The organism is Martinezella sp. CNPSo 3959 (genome assembly GCF_057784355.1).
Map to the genome: position 1 here is coordinate 554,826 of NZ_JBXSOV010000001.1, position 16,529 is coordinate 571,354.

Annotated in this window: 15 protein-coding genes; 8 read left to right on the plus strand and 7 right to left on the minus strand. The window is 60.5% G+C overall.

Annotated features, from left to right (window positions below):
- Positions 1 to 13 precede the first annotated feature (13 nt).
- The 6 genes from AC13RE_RS02805 to AC13RE_RS02830 all read right to left on the minus strand — a co-directional run bounded on the left by AC13RE_RS02805 (position 14) and on the right by AC13RE_RS02830 (position 5,571).
- Complete coding sequence (locus AC13RE_RS02805) at positions 14 to 544, minus strand: GNAT family N-acetyltransferase (RefSeq protein ID WP_488561872.1); 531 nt, start codon at positions 542 to 544, stop codon at positions 14 to 16.
- Positions 541 to 1,872 (minus strand): bifunctional folylpolyglutamate synthase/dihydrofolate synthase, encoded by a 1,332-nt coding sequence (locus tag AC13RE_RS02810; RefSeq protein WP_488561873.1) that lies wholly within the window; start codon positions 1,870 to 1,872, stop codon positions 541 to 543. Before AC13RE_RS02810 ends, AC13RE_RS02805 begins: the two co-directional genes overlap by 4 nt.
- Before the next feature lie 77 nt (positions 1,873 to 1,949).
- Complete coding sequence (locus AC13RE_RS02815) at positions 1,950 to 2,711, minus strand: ABC transporter permease (protein ID WP_132716854.1); 762 nt, start codon at positions 2,709 to 2,711, stop codon at positions 1,950 to 1,952.
- On the minus strand, positions 2,708 to 3,634 hold the full coding sequence (locus tag AC13RE_RS02820) for an ABC transporter ATP-binding protein (protein WP_488561874.1): 927 nt from the start codon (positions 3,632 to 3,634) through the stop codon (positions 2,708 to 2,710). Before AC13RE_RS02820 ends, AC13RE_RS02815 begins: the two co-directional genes overlap by 4 nt.
- Positions 3,635 to 4,016: 382 nt before the next feature.
- Positions 4,017 to 4,271 carry a hypothetical protein gene (locus AC13RE_RS02825; RefSeq protein WP_113230666.1) on the minus strand — a complete coding sequence of 85 codons (255 nt, stop codon included), beginning with the start codon at positions 4,269 to 4,271 and terminating at the stop codon, positions 4,017 to 4,019.
- A 106-nt stretch (positions 4,272 to 4,377) separates the two neighbouring features.
- Positions 4,378 to 5,571: an extensin-like domain-containing protein gene (locus AC13RE_RS02830; protein ID WP_488561875.1), complete on the minus strand. Its 1,194-nt coding sequence runs from the start codon at positions 5,569 to 5,571 to the stop codon at positions 4,378 to 4,380.
- A 238-nt stretch (positions 5,572 to 5,809) separates the two neighbouring features.
- On the opposite strand from AC13RE_RS02830, the gene AC13RE_RS02835 reads away from it, so the two are divergent.
- The 5 genes from AC13RE_RS02835 (at position 5,810) to AC13RE_RS02855 (ending at position 10,223) form a co-directional block, all read left to right on the plus strand.
- On the plus strand, positions 5,810 to 6,199 hold the full coding sequence (locus AC13RE_RS02835; RefSeq protein WP_112334649.1) for an acyl-CoA thioesterase: 390 nt from the start codon (positions 5,810 to 5,812) through the stop codon (positions 6,197 to 6,199).
- A 4-nt stretch (positions 6,200 to 6,203) separates the two neighbouring features.
- Positions 6,204 to 6,794 carry a hypothetical protein gene (locus AC13RE_RS02840; RefSeq protein ID WP_132716858.1) on the plus strand — a complete coding sequence of 197 codons (591 nt, stop codon included), beginning with the start codon at positions 6,204 to 6,206 and terminating at the stop codon, positions 6,792 to 6,794.
- A 121-nt stretch (positions 6,795 to 6,915) separates the two neighbouring features.
- Complete coding sequence (locus AC13RE_RS02845) at positions 6,916 to 8,508, plus strand: SEL1-like repeat protein (RefSeq protein WP_488561876.1); 1,593 nt, start codon at positions 6,916 to 6,918, stop codon at positions 8,506 to 8,508.
- A 55-nt stretch (positions 8,509 to 8,563) separates the two neighbouring features.
- On the plus strand, positions 8,564 to 9,526 hold the full coding sequence (locus AC13RE_RS02850) for an SEL1-like repeat protein (RefSeq protein WP_488561877.1): 963 nt from the start codon (positions 8,564 to 8,566) through the stop codon (positions 9,524 to 9,526).
- Positions 9,527 to 9,710: 184 nt separating this feature from the next.
- A complete protein-coding gene (locus tag AC13RE_RS02855; protein ID WP_488561878.1) occupies positions 9,711 to 10,223 on the plus strand; it encodes a hypothetical protein in 513 nt (170 codons plus the stop codon).
- 52 nt (positions 10,224 to 10,275) lie between these two features.
- Here the strand turns inward: AC13RE_RS02855 and AC13RE_RS02860 are convergent, their stop codons facing one another.
- Positions 10,276 to 11,526: an MFS transporter gene (locus tag AC13RE_RS02860; RefSeq protein ID WP_132717690.1), complete on the minus strand. Its 1,251-nt coding sequence runs from the start codon at positions 11,524 to 11,526 to the stop codon at positions 10,276 to 10,278.
- A gap of 283 nt (positions 11,527 to 11,809) precedes the next feature.
- On the opposite strand from AC13RE_RS02860, the gene uvrB reads away from it, so the two are divergent.
- From uvrB to AC13RE_RS02875, 3 genes are all read left to right on the plus strand, one after another.
- Positions 11,810 to 14,626 (plus strand): excinuclease ABC subunit UvrB, encoded by a 2,817-nt coding sequence (uvrB, locus tag AC13RE_RS02865; RefSeq protein WP_488561879.1) that lies wholly within the window; start codon positions 11,810 to 11,812, stop codon positions 14,624 to 14,626.
- A gap of 200 nt (positions 14,627 to 14,826) precedes the next feature.
- Complete coding sequence (locus AC13RE_RS02870; protein WP_132716863.1) at positions 14,827 to 15,282, plus strand: SRPBCC family protein; 456 nt, start codon at positions 14,827 to 14,829, stop codon at positions 15,280 to 15,282.
- A 158-nt stretch (positions 15,283 to 15,440) separates the two neighbouring features.
- On the plus strand, positions 15,441 to 16,499 hold the full coding sequence (locus tag AC13RE_RS02875; protein WP_488561880.1) for an adenylate/guanylate cyclase domain-containing protein: 1,059 nt from the start codon (positions 15,441 to 15,443) through the stop codon (positions 16,497 to 16,499).
- Positions 16,500 to 16,529 lie beyond the last annotated feature (30 nt).

Here is a 16,529-nt window from a genome sequence, read left to right on the forward strand (position 1 = left end):
TTGCATGGGACGTTTAGCTTAGCAGAGACAGATCGTCCCATGCGAAAATGAGATTGTCGGAGCGCCAGATAGGTCCCGGATCGGTGTAACGACCGATCAATTGCCCCCCAAGCGCACGGTAGAAAGAGATTGCCGGCCCGTTGCCGACGACAACGCCAAGCGCGGCGCCCGAATATCCCATAGCAGCAAACTCTTCCATCATTGTCCGCATGAGCCGGCGGCCAAGTCCCTGACGCTTGACGGAGGGATCGATATAGAGCGATTTTATCTCACCGCGCCCCTCGAATGCTGGCTCGGACGCAGCTGCAATCGCGCCGATGCCGACAAGTCGCGCACCTTGTTCAGCCAGGAACACACGCTGATCCCGACGCGGAGTGGCCAGCATATCGGCCCATCGCGCGCGACGGTAATCTTCATCAAGGACCCGATAGACTTCGGCAGGCGCCAGATCGCGATAGGTATCGCACCAGATCGCGCGATGCAGCCTGGCGATGTCAGCAACATCACCGGCGAGCGCGGGCCTGATCTCTATGTCCGTCGTCATTGGGGATTTCTGAGGACGGTGCTACGCAGCGCGCCGACGAGATAGAGCGAACCGGTAACAAGCATCCAGCCGCCGCGCTCGGCGGCTTTCACCATCGCCCGATCCAGCGCCCTGCGCGGGTCCGGCTCGGCTTCGCAATTCATACCCATGGACTTCCCCAACGCTTCCAGCTCGATTGCTGGATGGGTACGCCCCGATCCGGACGCTTCCGTAAAGACAACATACGCCGCGTATCGCGATAACACGTCCAGAAAGCCGGGCGCATCCTTGTCGGATGCCAGTGCGACGATGGCAACACATTCGCCGCTGACCGAGGAAGAGCGCGTAATATCGCGCAACACAGCCTCGATATTGAACGGCACATGTGCACCATCCATGATGATCGGCAGGCTTTGCCGCCCCTTTGCCAATGCAGGCGACAGAGAGACGTCGAAACGCTCCATCCGCCCCGGCAGACGCGCCTTGTCGATAACAGCTTTTTCGAGCAACCATGCACCGATCGGCTGACCCTTTTCGCCTCCCTCTCGCACACTCTCACCCTGCCGCCCCAGATGATCGAACACCACTCCGACCAGAGCGATATTCGTCTCCGCAATCGTTGCGTCCTCAGGAAGAACGGTCCGAAGCACCTTGCAGCCCAGCTCATCGGCGCGCTGCTGCAACACCTGTCCTGCGACATCGTCGGCGGCAAGCGTCGTCACAAGCGTCGCACCGGGCTTCAATATGCCGACTTTCTCCCGCGCGATCGCCTCGCGCGTGCTTCCCAGAATCTCCGTGTGCTCAAGGCCGATATTCGTGACGATCGCGACTTCGCCGAAGACAACATTCGTCGAATCCAGCCTGCCGCCCAGCCCGACCTCGACCACGACCCAGTTCAAACCGGCGTCCCTGAAGGCGACGAAAGCGGCCGCCGTTATCACGTCGAACCAGGTGGCGTCCTCGCCGGCGGTTGCCGCCAGCTTCGCACTCTCATAGCTGTCGAGAACCAGCATAATCGCGGTTGCCAGTGCATCGTCCTCGACCTCCTGGCCGAGAATGCTGACACGCTCGTTCACGCGGTCCACATGTGGCGACCCATAGCGTCCGATCCGCCAGCCAGCCCGCAGCAATCCAGCCTCGAGGAGCGCCGATACCGATCCCTTACCCTTGGTGCCGGCGACGTGGATGGCGCGGAAGCTCCGATGCGGGTTGCCCAAGCGCTGCATGAGATCGACCATCGGCTCGAGACCGACCCGCATCTCTCCACGCGGCTTGCGCTCCCAATTGGTCAGTTGATCGAGCCGGGAAAGCGCCTGAGGCAGCGAAGGATTGAGATGAGCCTGCGACATTGAATGCTTTCCTGGACTATTTTATTGCGGCTGCAAAAGCCGCAGGCCTTCTTAAGCCCGCCAGCCTGGCATCGCCATCAATTTCTCAAGCGATATCCCGTCCGGAAAATCCATCCAAGGATGATCAGACAGACGACAAGGAAGAGTGTGATCATGGCAAGGCTCAGCACCGGATTGACGTCGGCAATGCCATAGAAGCTCCAGCGGAAGCCGCTGACCAGATAGAGGACCGGATTGAGGTGGCTGACCGCCTGCCAGAACGGCGGCAGCATGTTGATCGAATAGAAGCTGCCGCCAAGGAAGGTCAGCGGCGGCACGACCAGCATCGGGATCAGGTTCAGCTGCTCGAAATTCCCGGCCCATATGCCGATCATGAAACCGAACAGGCTGAAGGTGACGGCCGTCAGCACGAAGAACAGGATCATCATGAAAGGATGCTCGATCCTGATATCGACGAAGAAACTCGCGGTCGCGAGGATGATCAGGCCGATTAGCATCCCCTTGGTGGCAGCCGCACCGACATAGCCGAGCACGATTTCCGTCATGGCGACAGGCGCCGACAGCACCTCGTAGATCGTACCGGTGAATTTCGGGAAATAGATACCGAAGGAGCCGTTGCTGATGCACTGGCCGAGCAAGGTCAGCATGATCAGGCCGGGCGTGATGAACGCCCCATAGGAAACGCCCTCGACCAGGTTGATGCGCGAACCGATCGCGGCACCGAAGACGATGAAATAGAGCGATGTGGAAATCACAGGCGAAACGACGCTCTGCAGCAGAGTGCGGCGCGTGCGGGCCATTTCGAACGAATAGATGGACTTGATCGCTTCGAAGTTCATTTACCTGCCTCCACCAGCGATACGAAAATATCCTCGAGCGAGCTCTGGCGCGTCGAGAGGTCCTTGAAATGAATTCCCTCGGCACCGAGTTTCGACAGCAGAGCCGCAATGCTCGACTGCTCGTCCTGGGCGTCGAAATCATAGATCAGCGTCAGTCCGCTCGGGCCTAGCGAAAGCCCGTTCCCGTTGAGAGACTCCGGTATGGCGTCGATCGGCTCGTTCAAATCGAGGATCAGCTGCTTGCGGCCGAGCTTGGCCATGAGCGCCCTCTTCTCCTCCACCAGCAGCAGCTCGCCACCATTGATGACGCCAACGCGATCGGCCGCTTCTTCGGCCTCTTCGATGTAATGCGTTGTGAGAATGATCGTGACGCCGGACGCGCGCAGGCGCTCGACCACATGCCACATGTCCTTGCGCAGCGTCACGTCGACACCGGCCGTGGGCTCGTCGAGAAACAGGATCTCCGGTTCATGCGAGAGCGCCTTGGCAATGAGCACGCGTCGCTTCATGCCGCCGGAAAGCTGGCGAAGCATGTTGTCTTTCTTCTCCCAGAGCGAAAGATCGCGCAATATCTTCTCGATATATTCGGGGTTCGGCCTTTTGCCGTGAAGCCCGCGCGAAAAGCTGACTGTATTCCAGACGGTTTCGAACTGATCGGTCGTCAATTCCTGCGGCACAAGGCCGATCAGGCTGCGCGTAGCGCGAAAATCGCGCACGACGTCATAACCGCCGACGGTCACAGACCCACCGCTCGGGTTGGCAATCCCGCAGACGATGGAAATCAGTGTTGTCTTGCCGGCACCGTTCGGCCCCAGCAGCGCCAGGATTTCCCCTCGCTCGATATCGAGACTGACACCTTTCAGCGCCTGAAACCCGTTGGAGTAGGTTTTGGTCAGATTACTTATGGAAATGATCGGAGCCATAGCGAGGCAAAGTCCGGCTTTTGTGATGAATTTCGCGGCGTTTGCCCGCTATATAACCGGTTCTAACCTTTGACCACCCCACGGTAGCGGAACACAGCGTTCGCCCAGGGTAAATAAGCTGTCATCAAATCGTGACCTTCGTCGGGCATATAGCTCCTTAGGTGAGCAACGTTTGTCGCAACTCCGCCCAACGCCTCTTGGCGACACCGTCAGCGCCTGCTGTATTGGCCGATTTATTGCTTTGCATTCATATTGCGTGCAGCATCATTGCAACATGAAGTTCTTTTCTGGAGCTGGCAAGGATCCCCCGTCGTTGCCATGCTCCGCTCAAGCCGGCTCCGCCGGCTTTTTTCTTTTTTGCCAGCTTACGATCGGGAAGAACTTACCAATTGCCGTTTACGCCGCAGCCCGCCGGCGGCAGCGTCTTGTGTTCGAAGCGGGCTTTCAGCATCGCGCAACCCTTGTCGCGAATGGGTCCAGGCATCATGGAGTTGAGACCGATGCCGACTTCATCGAAGGGATCATCGGCATAGGCGACATAAGCATACCAGCGGCCGCCGATGACGATAATGATGGCAATCAGTGCGGCAAGGAGCGCCCTTCCCAGGCTTCTCTTTCGTCTCGGTACGTCTTCCATGAACCCCTCCCTGCCATTTAGCTCGCGCAGTTGAGCGCGATTCCGCCGAAAGGTAAATCAGCTTTCCCGTTTGGCAAGGGTGGATGCTGCTCCGGCAAAGGGCCAATCAAAGGCTGCAATAGCGCCGGCCGCCTTGACGGTCCCTGAGGTCGAAATGGAAGTGGTTCCAGTGCTCCGGATTGCTGCCCGGGCCGAGCACTGTATCGAAATAACGGCAGCTGTCGCTGCGCACCGCCTTGAGCAACCGTCCTTCCCGGAAGGAGAACAAGCCCTTCTTCCGCACGTCGATCACATGGCCATTCTTCAGGACGAAGGTACCGACATCGATCGCGTTGCCATGCGCATGTTCCGACATAGGATTATAGCGTTGCCGGCTATTGTTCATCCGCCGGCAGGAATAGCCGCCAAGCGGTACGATCGTGCCGATACCCGTCCAGTAGCGGGTGCGCGCCGCCGGGGCCAGTTCGTTCTTCACCCATTTTGCGAAGGCGAGCGTCACCTGGCAATTCAACGTGACGGCGGGCCGCACCGCGATATTGCCTGAGAGACCGCTGAGCGAAACCGGATAGGGAACCTGACATGCCGGACCGTTCGAGATCGCGGGCTTGTCGGTATAAACCACGCCCATGCGCTGCAATTCCCGACGGCAGGCGATTTCAGAAGGCGGCATCATGCCCGGCGTCGATTGCGGCGCTTCGAACTGCTGATCGAGGCGCGGTATCGGATTTTCGACACGCGGCAGCATCGCAACCTGCGTTCCCGGCAGCTGCCTCGGTATCCGCGACTGGTTGAGTTCGACCTGCGCCGCCGGTCGCTGAATAATCGACCGGTTGGTCTGTACCGGCGCATCGGTGCCGATGCCATCGACCACGGGCTGGTCGGACTGACCTTCCGCAATGTTCTGCTGCTCTTCCTGCGCCAATCCCACCACCGAGGCGGATTGCGCCTCTTCGCTCGGCCCGACGCCAAGCTCGGCATCCATATTGACGCCCTGAGAGGGGATATCCGACTGCTGTGCTAAGCCGGCTTCGACATCCGTGGTGGTCACAGCCTCGCCAGTGCCGTTGGAACGAACGGGACCGCCGCTCTTGTAACTGCTCGATGCGGAAACGACGGGATCTTGTACCCCTTGATAAGCAAATTGGCGTTGCGGCACACTGCGATGCGGCTTGATGGATCCGACACGCGAGGAGCTGTCGATGCCGGACGGCGGCACGAGGCTGTCGGCCGTACAGGCGACCAGCGCCGACGACAATAGCAATGGCAGCGCGACCCGCCGTAGAATGGGTAAAATGGCCATAATCCTGATCCGCTGCCCCAGCCACGGTCGGTAATGATTACAAATCCTAAATGGGAAGGGTGAACGAAAGCTTACCGCAGGGTGATCTCGGTGTTTCACACAGGCACCACGTCACCGCATAGTGGCTTGAGGCAAAACACCCACAGGAGTCCCCCATGGAAATGCGGGTATGGCTTTTCCATCGCGGCCGGATTGCATAGGCTGCTTGTCGGAATCGACCGTGAACAGGAGCAGATGAATGAATGACAGCGTCAAACCGAGAGGCGAACTGACATTGCGCACGCTTGCCATGCCCGCCGACGCCAATCCTGCCGGCGATATCTTTGGCGGCTGGGTCATGGCACAGATGGACTTGGCAAGCGGCATCCGCGCCGCCGAGCGGGCGCGCGGGCGCGTGGTCACGGCCGCGGTCAAGGAGATGGCCTTCGAACTACCGGTCAAGATCGGCGACACGCTGAGCGTCTTCACCGATGTCGAACGCGTCGGCCGCACCTCGATCACCCTGAGCGTCGAAGCATGGGCGCACCGCGCCCGTTATAACAGCCTGGAGAAAGTGACGGCTGCGACCTTCATCATGGTCGCGCTCGATGAAAACGGCTTGCCGAAGGCCGTACCGGAGGAGAGCTGACGCGATGGATTCCGCGCACACACCGGAAGTCTACGTCTATATCAGGACGGTCATGAGCATGGTGATCGGCCTTTCGCTGGCTCAGCTTCTGACTCGGCTTGCCGGTTTCGTACAGGCGCCGGGCAAGAACAAGATCTACCCCGTCCATATCGGCTGGGTATTGTCCATGTTCCTGTTCATCATCCATTTCTGGTGGTGGGAGTACCGGCTACAATCGGTTGCGCAGATCAATTTCGGCGTCTACCTCTTTCTCATCTGCTTCTGCTGCCTCTTCTATTTCCTCTGCGTATTGCTCAATCCGCCGTCGGTCGAGGATTATGGCGGCTTCGAGGAATATTTCATCTCCCGCCGCCATTGGTTCTTCGGCCTGCTCGCCGTCACCTACGCCGTCGACCTCATCGACACATTGTTGAAGGGGGAAGCCTATTTCCGGTCGCTCGGCTGGGAATATCCAATACGCAATGTCGTCTATGTCATCCTTTGCATCATCGCCTCGATCACCGCGAACCGGCGCTTCCAGGCGGCATTCGTGATCGTCGGGCTGATCTATCAGATCACATGGATCTTCCGCCTCTACGACGTACTTCCGGTATAGCGATCGCATCCGCCAGCGGGCATTAAATCCACCGCCATTTGGGTTTCTGCGATCCTTGACCAAGACATCGCCATATTGTTCAGATCGATTACGGTCTGGGACGCAGGTGGAGACTGAAGCCTTGAGGACAAAGAGCTATGCATTGGGATTGGCGCTCGCTCTTTCGCTGCCCTGGCTTGCTCATGCCGAGGACCCAGCCCCAGGACCCGCCAATACGACGATCGACCTGAAATACTGGGTGGAATTCGCAAAACAGGGCAATTCGGCCGCTCAATATGGTCTCGGCTATCGCTACGCCAACGGTCAGGGCGTGGAACAGGATGACGCTCAGGCCGTCGATTGGTATCGGAAATCGGCTGAGCAGGGCAATGCGCAGGCCCTATATGCACTCGCCTACATGTATGCCAGCGGCCGCGGCGTCGACACCGATCTGAAACAGGCAAACGACTGGTATTTGAAGGCGGCACAGGCCGGCAATGCCGATGCCCAATATGCCATCGGCTATTCCTATGCCAATGGCCGCGGCATGGCCGTCAGTGATGAAGACGCCGTCACCTGGTATCAGAAATCCGCCGCCCAGGGACAGGCGCAGGCGCAATATGCGCTCGGCTACATGTATGCCAATGGTCTCGGCGTGCATCAGGACGAGGCGATCGCACTCGGCTGGTATCGCAAGGCGGCTGAGCAAGGTCGGGCCGACGCCGAATACGCAATCGGCTACATGTACGACAACGGTCAAGGCGCCGAAGAAGACCAGGAACAGGCTGTCGCCTGGTACAAAAAGGCCGGCAATCGAGGAGTTGCGCAGGGTCTGTATGCAGTCGGCTATGCCTATGCCAACGGCAAGGGTGTCACACGGAACGATGCCGAAGCCTATTCCTGGTATATGAAGGCGGCGATAAAAGGCCGCGCCGACGCCCAATACGCCGTTGGTTACAGTCTTGCAAACGGGATAGGCGTCGCCCGAGACTACAGGCAGGCGCTGCAATGGTATCGCAAAGCTGCCGATCAGGGCCGCCCCGATGCGCAATATGCTATCGGCTACCTCTACGCCAACGGCCAGGGCGTGAAGACTGACGATGACAGCGCGGTGAGATGGTATCGCAAGGCCGCCGAACAAGGCGACGCACAGGGTCAATATGCCCTCGCCTACATGTATGCCGGCGGCCGCGGCGTTGGCAGGGACTATGGCGAAGCCTTTGACTGGTACCAGAAGGCGGCAAGCCAGGGTCACGCCGATGCGCAATACGCACTCGGCTACATGTATGAAAACGGTCAGGGGACGACGGCTGACAAATCGGCCGCCGCCAGCTGGTACCGCAAGGCGGCCGAGCAGAACAATTCACAGGGCGAATATGCCCTCGCCTACCTTTATTATCAGGGCGCGGGTGTTCCCAAGGACTATGGCCAAACGGCCGCTCTGCTTCGCAAAGCAGCCGATCAGGGCGATGCTCGGGCGGAATACGGTCTTGGATATCTGTATTATAACGGCTATGGCGTGCCAAAGGACTCCAAGACCGCTGCCGACTGGTTCAACAAGGCAGCGGCCAAAGGATTGCCGGAAGCGCAGCACGGACTCAGCTATATGGAAGCCAATGGCGAGGGCCCGATCAAGGATCTCGGACCGCTGGGACAAGGGGCCGCCAGCAAAAAAGGCACGGGTGTCAGCACGGGCTGGCTCTTATTTCATTTGCTGATGGTGCTCGTGCCCTAGCGGTTGCGAAGCGCTCAGCATATTAATTCAACGGATTTCGACTGAGGGGTAGATTGTGAACTGGAAGAAGGCGGCAGCAGCTTTGCTCTTCGCACTGGCGTCCATGGGAGCCGCACAAGCCGATGTCGGACGAAACGGCTACGATCGCGGCGATATCAAATCGGGCCTGGATTACTGGCGCCCCCTGGCGAACAAGGGCAATGCCGCCGCACAGCTGAAACTCGGACAAATGTATGAGGAGGGCAATGGCGTCGAAAAGAACCTGACGCTCGCCCTCGGATGGTACAAGAAGGCCGCCGATCAGGGCAATGCCGAAGCGCAATTCAATGTCGGCACCATGTACGATCAGGGCGAAGGCGTTGCCGCCGACAAGGGCCAGGCCATTGCCTGGTACAAGAAGTCTGCGGCACAAGGATACCTCAATGCCCAATATAATCTCGGCGTCGTCTACGACACGGGCCAAGGCGTAGCACAGGACAAGCTGCAGGCGTTTGCCTGGTACAGCAAGGCCGCCGAACAGGGAAAAGTCGAGGCGCAATACAATCTCGGCATTATGTATCGCGACGGCGAAGGCGTCGCCAAGGACAGCGCTGCCGCCTTTTCCTGGTTCAAGAAGGCGGCCGACCAAGGCGATGCCAGCGCGCAGTTCAATATCGGAGCCATGTATGCTGATGGCGACGGGATCAAGCAGGATCAGGCCGAGGCGATCGCATGGTTCCTGAAGGCTGCATCGCAGAACGATGTCGAGGCCGAATACAATCTCGGCGTCATGTTCCGCGATGGCGAAGGCGTCGCCAAGAACGGCCATCGAGCCGTCTACTGGTTCGAAAGGGCGGCGGAACATCGCTATGCCGGCGCGGCCTACAATCTCGCCATGATGTACCGCGACGGCGATGGCGTCACTGCGGACGCGGGCAAGGCGGCAGAATGGTTCCGCAAGGCGAAGCACCTCGGCTATGACGGCGGCGAGGACCCACAACAGGAAGACCGCTCCGGCGGACAGCCCATTCCGATATGAGGAGTAAGCCGACCGGTGCCACGCGACTAGCCGGCCATCTGCCACCGCTCTCAGTGAATTGCCGAAAATATGCCGATACCCGTAAAGCAGTAAGCCGGGGATTGCCTTGGTGAAGGAAGAGATGGAAGACTGTTGGCGTGCCACGCCTGATTTGCTGCTTCTTCTTTTAAGAGGATAGATTGTCGTGAACCTGAAATATCCCATGTTCCTCGTCTCGCTTCTGCCGCTTCGCATGGCTTCGCTGACGGTGGCGATCGTGCTGCCGCTCTCTCCGCTTCCGATGGCGGCTATGCCGGCACAAGCTGCGCCCGGTTCTTGCTGGTCGCTGCTGCAGAGCAAATTTGGCCCCGAGATCGAGAAGTCCGTGAATGAGGCCGATCCCTGCAAGAAACTGCCCGGCGTCGATCATAAGGACAAGTTCGAGGTGAAATCGCTCGATGTCTGCGACGGTCCGAACGGTGGCGTCCAGATCAATGCCCACGCAGAGATGGCCTGCAAATCGCATGGCGTACTGAAGACGACGATCAAAGGAGAGCTCGATGCCTCCATGACCGTCGATGTCGGCGCATGCCACATCACCGACCTGCATCTCGGCATCAATGGCCCGATCGGGGAGCTGATATCCTCGGTCGGAGGCCTGCAGGAACTTGCCCGCGGCTTTGCCCAGGCCAAGATCTCGGAAATCTGCGGAAAGTGAAGAAGGGCCGGTAAGGATCGCCGGCCCTTGAGATGGAATGACGACAACCGGTTCAGGTTTGCATGACACTATCGGCTTGCCCTGCGTCTTTGCCGCCGAACCGAACACCCTTCTTCTCGAAGCCAAAGCCGGCAAACAACGCCACGACGACGGCCACGATGCAGGCGACGATCAACAGCGCCAGCGCATAGTCGCCGCCCCATTGCTTGGCCAATCCCGCCTGGATCGAGGCATTGCCCGAAGCCAGCAGATTGCCGAGCTGATAGGCAAATCCGGGGAAGGTGCCGCGCACCTCATCCGGCGACAACTCGTTGAGATGCACGGGAACGATGCCCCAGGCGCCCTGCACGAACAGCTGCATCAGGAAAGCGCCGATCGCGAGCATGACTGGCCCGTGGCCCCAGACCCAGAGCGGAGCGACGGGTATGGCCAGCAGCGCCGCGATGACGATCGTCCGCCGCCTGCCCCAGCGCTGCGACAAAGAGCCGAAGGTCAGGCCGCCAACAATCGCACCGATATTATAGACGATGGCGATGGCGCCGACCGTATAGGAATCATATTGCCGCTGGCTTTCGAGGAAGGTCGGATAAAGATCCTGGGTGCCGTGACTGAAGAAATTGAACGCGGTCATCAAAAGCACCGCCCAGAGGAAGAGCGGGATATTCTCGCGCAGCACGGTGAGAAACGGCCGTTGCGGCTTGGCCTGCCGCTGAAGGAAGGCCGGAGATTCCTCCACATTACGCCTGATATAGAGCACCAGCAGCGCCGGCACCGCGCCGACGAAGAACATGCCGCGCCAGCCAATGATCGGAAACAGCAGGAAGAAGACGATCGAGGCGATCAGATAGCCCGAAGGATACCCGGCCTGCAGGATACCCGACACTAGACCACGGGAGTCCTCCGGTATCGTCTCCATGACGAGCGACGCGCCCACGCCCCACTCACCGCCCATGGCGACGCCGAAAAGCGCACGCAGGACGAGAAACATCGTCAAGCCGGTCGAAAAGCCGGTCAGGAATTCGAAGACGGAATAAAGCAGCACGTCGACCATCAGGGTGGTGCGCCGCCCGAACCGATCCGCCGCAAGCCCGAAGATCAGTGCGCCGAGCGGCCGCATGGCGAGGGTAAGAAAGATCGCCACGGCAACCGCCGGAACATCCGTGTGAAATTCTTCGGCTATATGCTTGAGAACGAAAACCAAAATGAAGAAATCGAAAGCGTCCAATGTCCAGCCCAGATAGGCTGCGATCACGGTGTTTCGCTGCTGGGGGGACAGGGAACGTAAGCTATCCAATGCGGTCATCATGATCCTCCGACCGGATGGCGGCGGCGAGGCGGGCAATACCGGATGCCGTCGAAGCTGGGGGAACCCGGCATTGGCCGGGCATGTCGACGTTGCGGCTGGTTCCTCCCTTGGCGCCTGCGAGGATCGCGCTATGCGGACTTTGGATCAGCGATGACGCACTGGCCGCCCGTGGGTTGTAACATATTTGGCATCTCCGGCGAATGGAAAAATCCGCCACTTTGTTTCCCTTTTGTACCCTTTCCCCCTTCACATCTGCGCGATCTGTCGCCATATTCGCCCCATGGCCAAATCATCGAAAAAATCCCCTGCCCCGACCGGTTTCGAAGAGGCGCCGCAGGCACCGTTTGAAGGTGCGCCGCTCAGCGGCAGCGTTGCCGATTGGGTGAAGCAGCTCGAAGCCGATGCGGAAGCATCCGGCGTCGAAACCCAGCGCGAGATCGCTTCGAAGGCCGGCAAGCACCGCAAGAAGGTGGAGATAGCTGCATCCAAATCAGGGCGTGGCACATCGATGGGTGGATCGACCGATCCGAAGACGCGTGCCGCTGCCGGTCTCAATCCGGTGGCCGGTCTCGACATTGCGCTTGAGGACGCCGACAAGATTTCGCGCGAAGGCGTTACGGCCACCGTCGAGGCGCTATCGAAGCTAATCGAAAGCGGTAATCCTCTCTTCAAGGACGGCAAGCTCTGGACGCCGCACCGCCCTGCCCGGCCGGCGAAATCCGAAGGCGGCATCCGGATCCGCATGGATTCGGAGTATCAGCCCGCAGGCGACCAGCCAACGGCGATCCGCGACCTCGTCGAGGGATTGGAGAATGGCGAGCGCAGTCAGGTTCTGCTTGGCGTCACCGGCTCCGGCAAGACCTTCACCATGGCCAAGGTCATCGAAGCGACGCAACGCCCTGCCGTCATCCTGGCGCCGAACAAGACGCTGGCGGCACAGCTCTATTCCGAGTTCAAGAATTTCTTCCCGGACAACGCGGTCGAGTACTTCGTCTCCTACTACGACTATTATCAGCCGGAAGCCTATGTGCCGCGTTCGGACACCTTCATCGAGAAGGAAAGTTCGATCAACGAGCAGATCGACCGCATGCGCCACTCGGCGACGCGCTCGCTGCTGGAGCGAGACGATTGCATCATCGTCGCCTCGGTCTCCTGCATCTACGGTATCGGCTCGGTCGAAACCTATACGGCGATGACGTTCCAGATGAATGTCGGCGACCGGTTGGACCAGCGTCAGCTTCTCGCAGACCTTGTGGCGCAGCAATACAAGCGCCGCGATATGGATTTCATCCGCGGCTCCTTCCGCGTTCGCGGCGATACGATCGAAATCTTCCCGGCCCACTTGGAGGATGCCGCGTGGCGCATCTCCATGTTCGGCGATGAGATCGACGCCATCACCGAATTCGATCCGCTGACCGGCCAGAAGACCGGCGACCTGAAATCGGTGAAGATCTACGCCAATTCGCACTATGTTACGCCGCGCCCGACGCTGAACGGCGCCATCAAGGCGATCAAGGAAGAGCTGAAAATCCGGCTGGCCGAACTGGAAAAGGCCGGACGCCTGCTCGAGGCGCAGCGCCTGGAACAACGCACGCGCTACGATATCGAGATGCTCGAAGCCACCGGCTCATGCGCCGGCATCGAGAACTATTCGCGCTATCTGACCGGCCGAAATCCCGGCGAGCCGCCGCCAACTTTGTTCGAATATATTCCTGACAATGCCCTGCTGTTTATCGACGAAAGCCACGTCTCGGTCAGCCAGATCGGCGGCATGTACCGAGGCGACTTCCGGCGCAAGGCGACGCTTGCCGAATACGGCTTCCGCCTGCCCTCCTGTATGGACAACCGGCCCCTGCGCTTCGAGGAATGGGACGCCATGCGCCCCGATACGATCGCGGTTTCGGCAACGCCGGGCAGTTGGGAAATGGAGCAATCCGGCGGTGTCTTCGCCGAACAGGTCATTCGCCCGACCGGCCTCATCGACCCGCCGGTCGAAGTGCGTTCTGCCCGCACGCAGGTCGATGACGTGCTCGGCGAGATCCGCGAAACCGCCGCCAAGGGCTATCGCACGCTCTGCACGGTGCTCACCAAGCGCATGGCCGAGGACCTGACGGAATATCTGCATGAACAGGGCGTGCGCGTGCGCTACATGCACTCCGACATCGACACGCTGGAACGCATCGAGATCATTCGCGATCTTCGCTTGGGCGCTTTCGACGTACTCGTCGGCATCAACCTGCTGCGCGAGGGTCTCGACATTCCGGAATGCGGCTTCGTCGCCATCCTCGATGCCGACAAGGAAGGCTTCCTGCGCTCGGAAACGTCGCTGATCCAGACGATCGGCCGTGCCGCGCGTAACGTCGACGGCAAGGTCATCCTTTATGCCGATACCATTACCGGCTCGATGCAGCGGGCGATGGACGAGACCAGCCGCCGCCGCGAAAAGCAGATGGCCTACAACGAGGAACACGGCATCACGCCGGAATCGGTCAAGGCGAAAATTTCCGACATCCTCGACAGCGTCTACGAGAAGGACCATGTCCGCGCCGATATCGGTGGCGTCTCCGGCAAGGGCTTCGCCGATGGCGGCCATCTCGTCGGCAACAATCTGCAGGCTCATCTCAACGCGCTGGAAAAATCCATGCGCGATGCCGCCGCCGACCTGGACTTCGAAAAGGCGGCACGACTGCGCGACGAGATCAAGCGCCTCAAGGCCGTCGAACTCGCCGCCATGGACGATCCGCTCGCCCGCGAGGAAGCGAAGAGCCTCGAAAGCGGCAAGGGTGGCCGCTCCTCGTCTTCGAAGGCGAGCACTTCGGGTGGCGCATCCCAGGATGAAAACGCAACCTCGAAGAGCTACTTCGCCAAGCCAAGCCTCGACGAAATGGGGCCGGGCAGCGATGCCGGCACGCCGCTCTTCCGCAAGAATACACTGGACGAGATGACTGTCGGCCGCACCGAAAAGCCTGTCACAGGCAAGGTGCCGGACAAGCCGATCACCCGGGCAAAGCCGGGCGTCGGCTCCTATGAGGACCCGGTGGACGAGAAGCAGCGCAAGGGGCGAACAAAGGGCAAGACGGGACGGCCCGGGCGATAAGGCGACCGCGATTGTCGGATATCTGCCGCCCGGTGCTGCCGGTTTTATGAAGGTTGAGGCCTGCGAGCGTGGAGCAATGCCTTGCTGACGACGCCGCAACCGCTACATGGCATCATATGAGGAGGCCCACGGGGAGACGGAAGGCGCTTGAGCGCGTGCCGGGCCGGTGGGAAGCGATAGCAAGCTGGGGAGAAAGACCGATGTCCGAGCCTTTGATCGTCCGTCGCGAGACCCATGTCTCGGCGCCGCCTGCCGCGATATTCGCACTGCTGACCGATCCAGATAAGATCCTGCGCTGGATGGGCACGGAAGCCCGGACGGAGCCGGAGCCTGGCGGCATCTATCTCGTCAACGTCACTGGCGCCCGTGCCGCGCGCGGCACTTTCCGCGAGGTCGTGCCGGTTCATCGCCTCGCCTATAGCTTCGGCTGGGAAGGCAGCGAGGAAGTGCCTCCCGGATCGAGCCTTGTGGAGATCGACCTGATAGAGCAACCCGACGGGACGCTGGTGCGCCTCACCCATACCGGCCTGCCGACGGTCGAACAATGTGAAGCGCATGCAAAAGGCTGGGCGCATTATCTCGACCGCATGGCAGCAGTGGCCGCCGGGCGCGATCCCGGTCCGGACCCCATGCGTGGCCACGACGGCAGAAGCTGACGGAATTTTGAGCGCGGTGCCATCGGGCCAGATGCTCGATGGCCGCGATATCACCGACTGGCGACAGTAGTTGCCTGTGTCATTTTGCTTTCAAATGCCGTCGGCATGGTCACATCGGCACGGATGACAGCCGGCAAGCGCCATGGCATGATCGCCGCATGGATTTGCCCGCCCCCCTCGCCTGGCTGGTCGACGAAGCCGGCACCTCGCCCAGCCCCGAACGCTTCCTGGCCGATCTGGGCGGACATCTGCTGGCCGCCGGCCTCCCGCTCGCCGGCAGCGCGCTGACGCTTGCGGCGCCGCATCCGATCATCACGCAGCATACGTGGCTCTGGCGCGCCGAAACCGGCGCAGTGACCGAAGCTCTCGGCTTCGCCGGCACGGCGCTCGGACAGGCCGGCCGCGATTGGCTCGGCGATCTCGGCCCGATATGCGAGGAAACGATCGGAATTGCGCCCGGCAATTCCGTGCTTGCCTGGGCCGGCACTCGGCCCTTCACCTCCTTTGAAGCGGAAAACCTGCGCGAGATCGCCCGATTTGCCGCAGCCCCTTTGGCGGGATTGGCCGCTCGCGCCACCCTATCCACCCTGCTCGAAGCCTATCTCGGCCGCAGAAGCGCGGCGCGCGTGCAGGCAGGCGCGCTCAGCCGCAACAGCGGCGAAACCATCCGCGCAGCCCTGCTCTGCGCCGATCTGCGGGATTTCACAGCTCTTTCCGAAGCGACGGAACCAAGCGTCGTGATCGCTGCACTCGATGCCTGGTTCGATCGCGTCGCGGGCGCCGTGCATGCCTTCGGCGGCGAAGTCCTGAAATTCATGGGCGATGGCGTGCTGGCAATCTTTCCCATGAGCGGGACGCCGAAGGAAGCCTGCGAGGCGGCCTTGCGCGCCGCGACCGCCATCCGAGCCGGCATGGCGCATCTCGACGCGACACGCGCAAGCCAAGGCCTGCCGCAGCTCCCCTTTGGCGTCGCGCTGCATTTCGGCGACATGCTCTGGGGCAACATCGGCGCCGCCGACCGCCTGGACTTCACCGCCATCGGCCCCGCCGTCAACCTCGTCAGCCGGCTGGAGGGCCTCTGCAAGCCGCTGGGACACAACGTGCTGATCTCGGGTGCGCTTGCGGCGGAAACGACGAGGACGCTGGTGCCTTTAGGGGACTATGAGCTGCGCGGGATTGCCGAGCCTTGTTCGGTGTTTACACTGGCGGAGAGCTAGGCCGGGAGTTTATTAAGCAAAGGTCCGAAC

What these genes read in the sequence shown, in the direction of transcription:
- AC13RE_RS02805 (WP_488561872.1), bottom strand. Translation starts at nt 544, where the DNA reads ATGACGACGGACATAGAGATCAGGCCCGCGCTCGCCGGTGATGTTGCT.
- AC13RE_RS02810 (WP_488561873.1), bottom strand. Translation starts at nt 1,872, where the DNA reads ATGTCGCAGGCTCATCTCAATCCTTCGCTGCCTCAGGCGCTTTCCCGG.
- AC13RE_RS02815 (WP_132716854.1), bottom strand. Translation starts at nt 2,711, where the DNA reads ATGAACTTCGAAGCGATCAAGTCCATCTATTCGTTCGAAATGGCCCGC.
- AC13RE_RS02820 (WP_488561874.1), bottom strand. Translation starts at nt 3,634, where the DNA reads ATGGCTCCGATCATTTCCATAAGTAATCTGACCAAAACCTACTCCAAC.
- AC13RE_RS02825 (WP_113230666.1), bottom strand. Translation starts at nt 4,271, where the DNA reads ATGGAAGACGTACCGAGACGAAAGAGAAGCCTGGGAAGGGCGCTCCTT.
- AC13RE_RS02830 (WP_488561875.1), bottom strand. Translation starts at nt 5,571, where the DNA reads ATGGCCATTTTACCCATTCTACGGCGGGTCGCGCTGCCATTGCTATTG.
- AC13RE_RS02835 (WP_112334649.1), top strand. Translation starts at nt 5,810, where the DNA reads ATGAATGACAGCGTCAAACCGAGAGGCGAACTGACATTGCGCACGCTT.
- AC13RE_RS02840 (WP_132716858.1), top strand. Translation starts at nt 6,204, where the DNA reads ATGGATTCCGCGCACACACCGGAAGTCTACGTCTATATCAGGACGGTC.
- AC13RE_RS02860 (WP_132717690.1), bottom strand. Translation starts at nt 11,526, where the DNA reads ATGACCGCATTGGATAGCTTACGTTCCCTGTCCCCCCAGCAGCGAAAC.
- uvrB (WP_488561879.1), top strand. Translation starts at nt 11,810, where the DNA reads ATGGCCAAATCATCGAAAAAATCCCCTGCCCCGACCGGTTTCGAAGAG.
- AC13RE_RS02870 (WP_132716863.1), top strand. Translation starts at nt 14,827, where the DNA reads ATGTCCGAGCCTTTGATCGTCCGTCGCGAGACCCATGTCTCGGCGCCG.
- AC13RE_RS02875 (WP_488561880.1), top strand. Translation starts at nt 15,441, where the DNA reads ATGGATTTGCCCGCCCCCCTCGCCTGGCTGGTCGACGAAGCCGGCACC.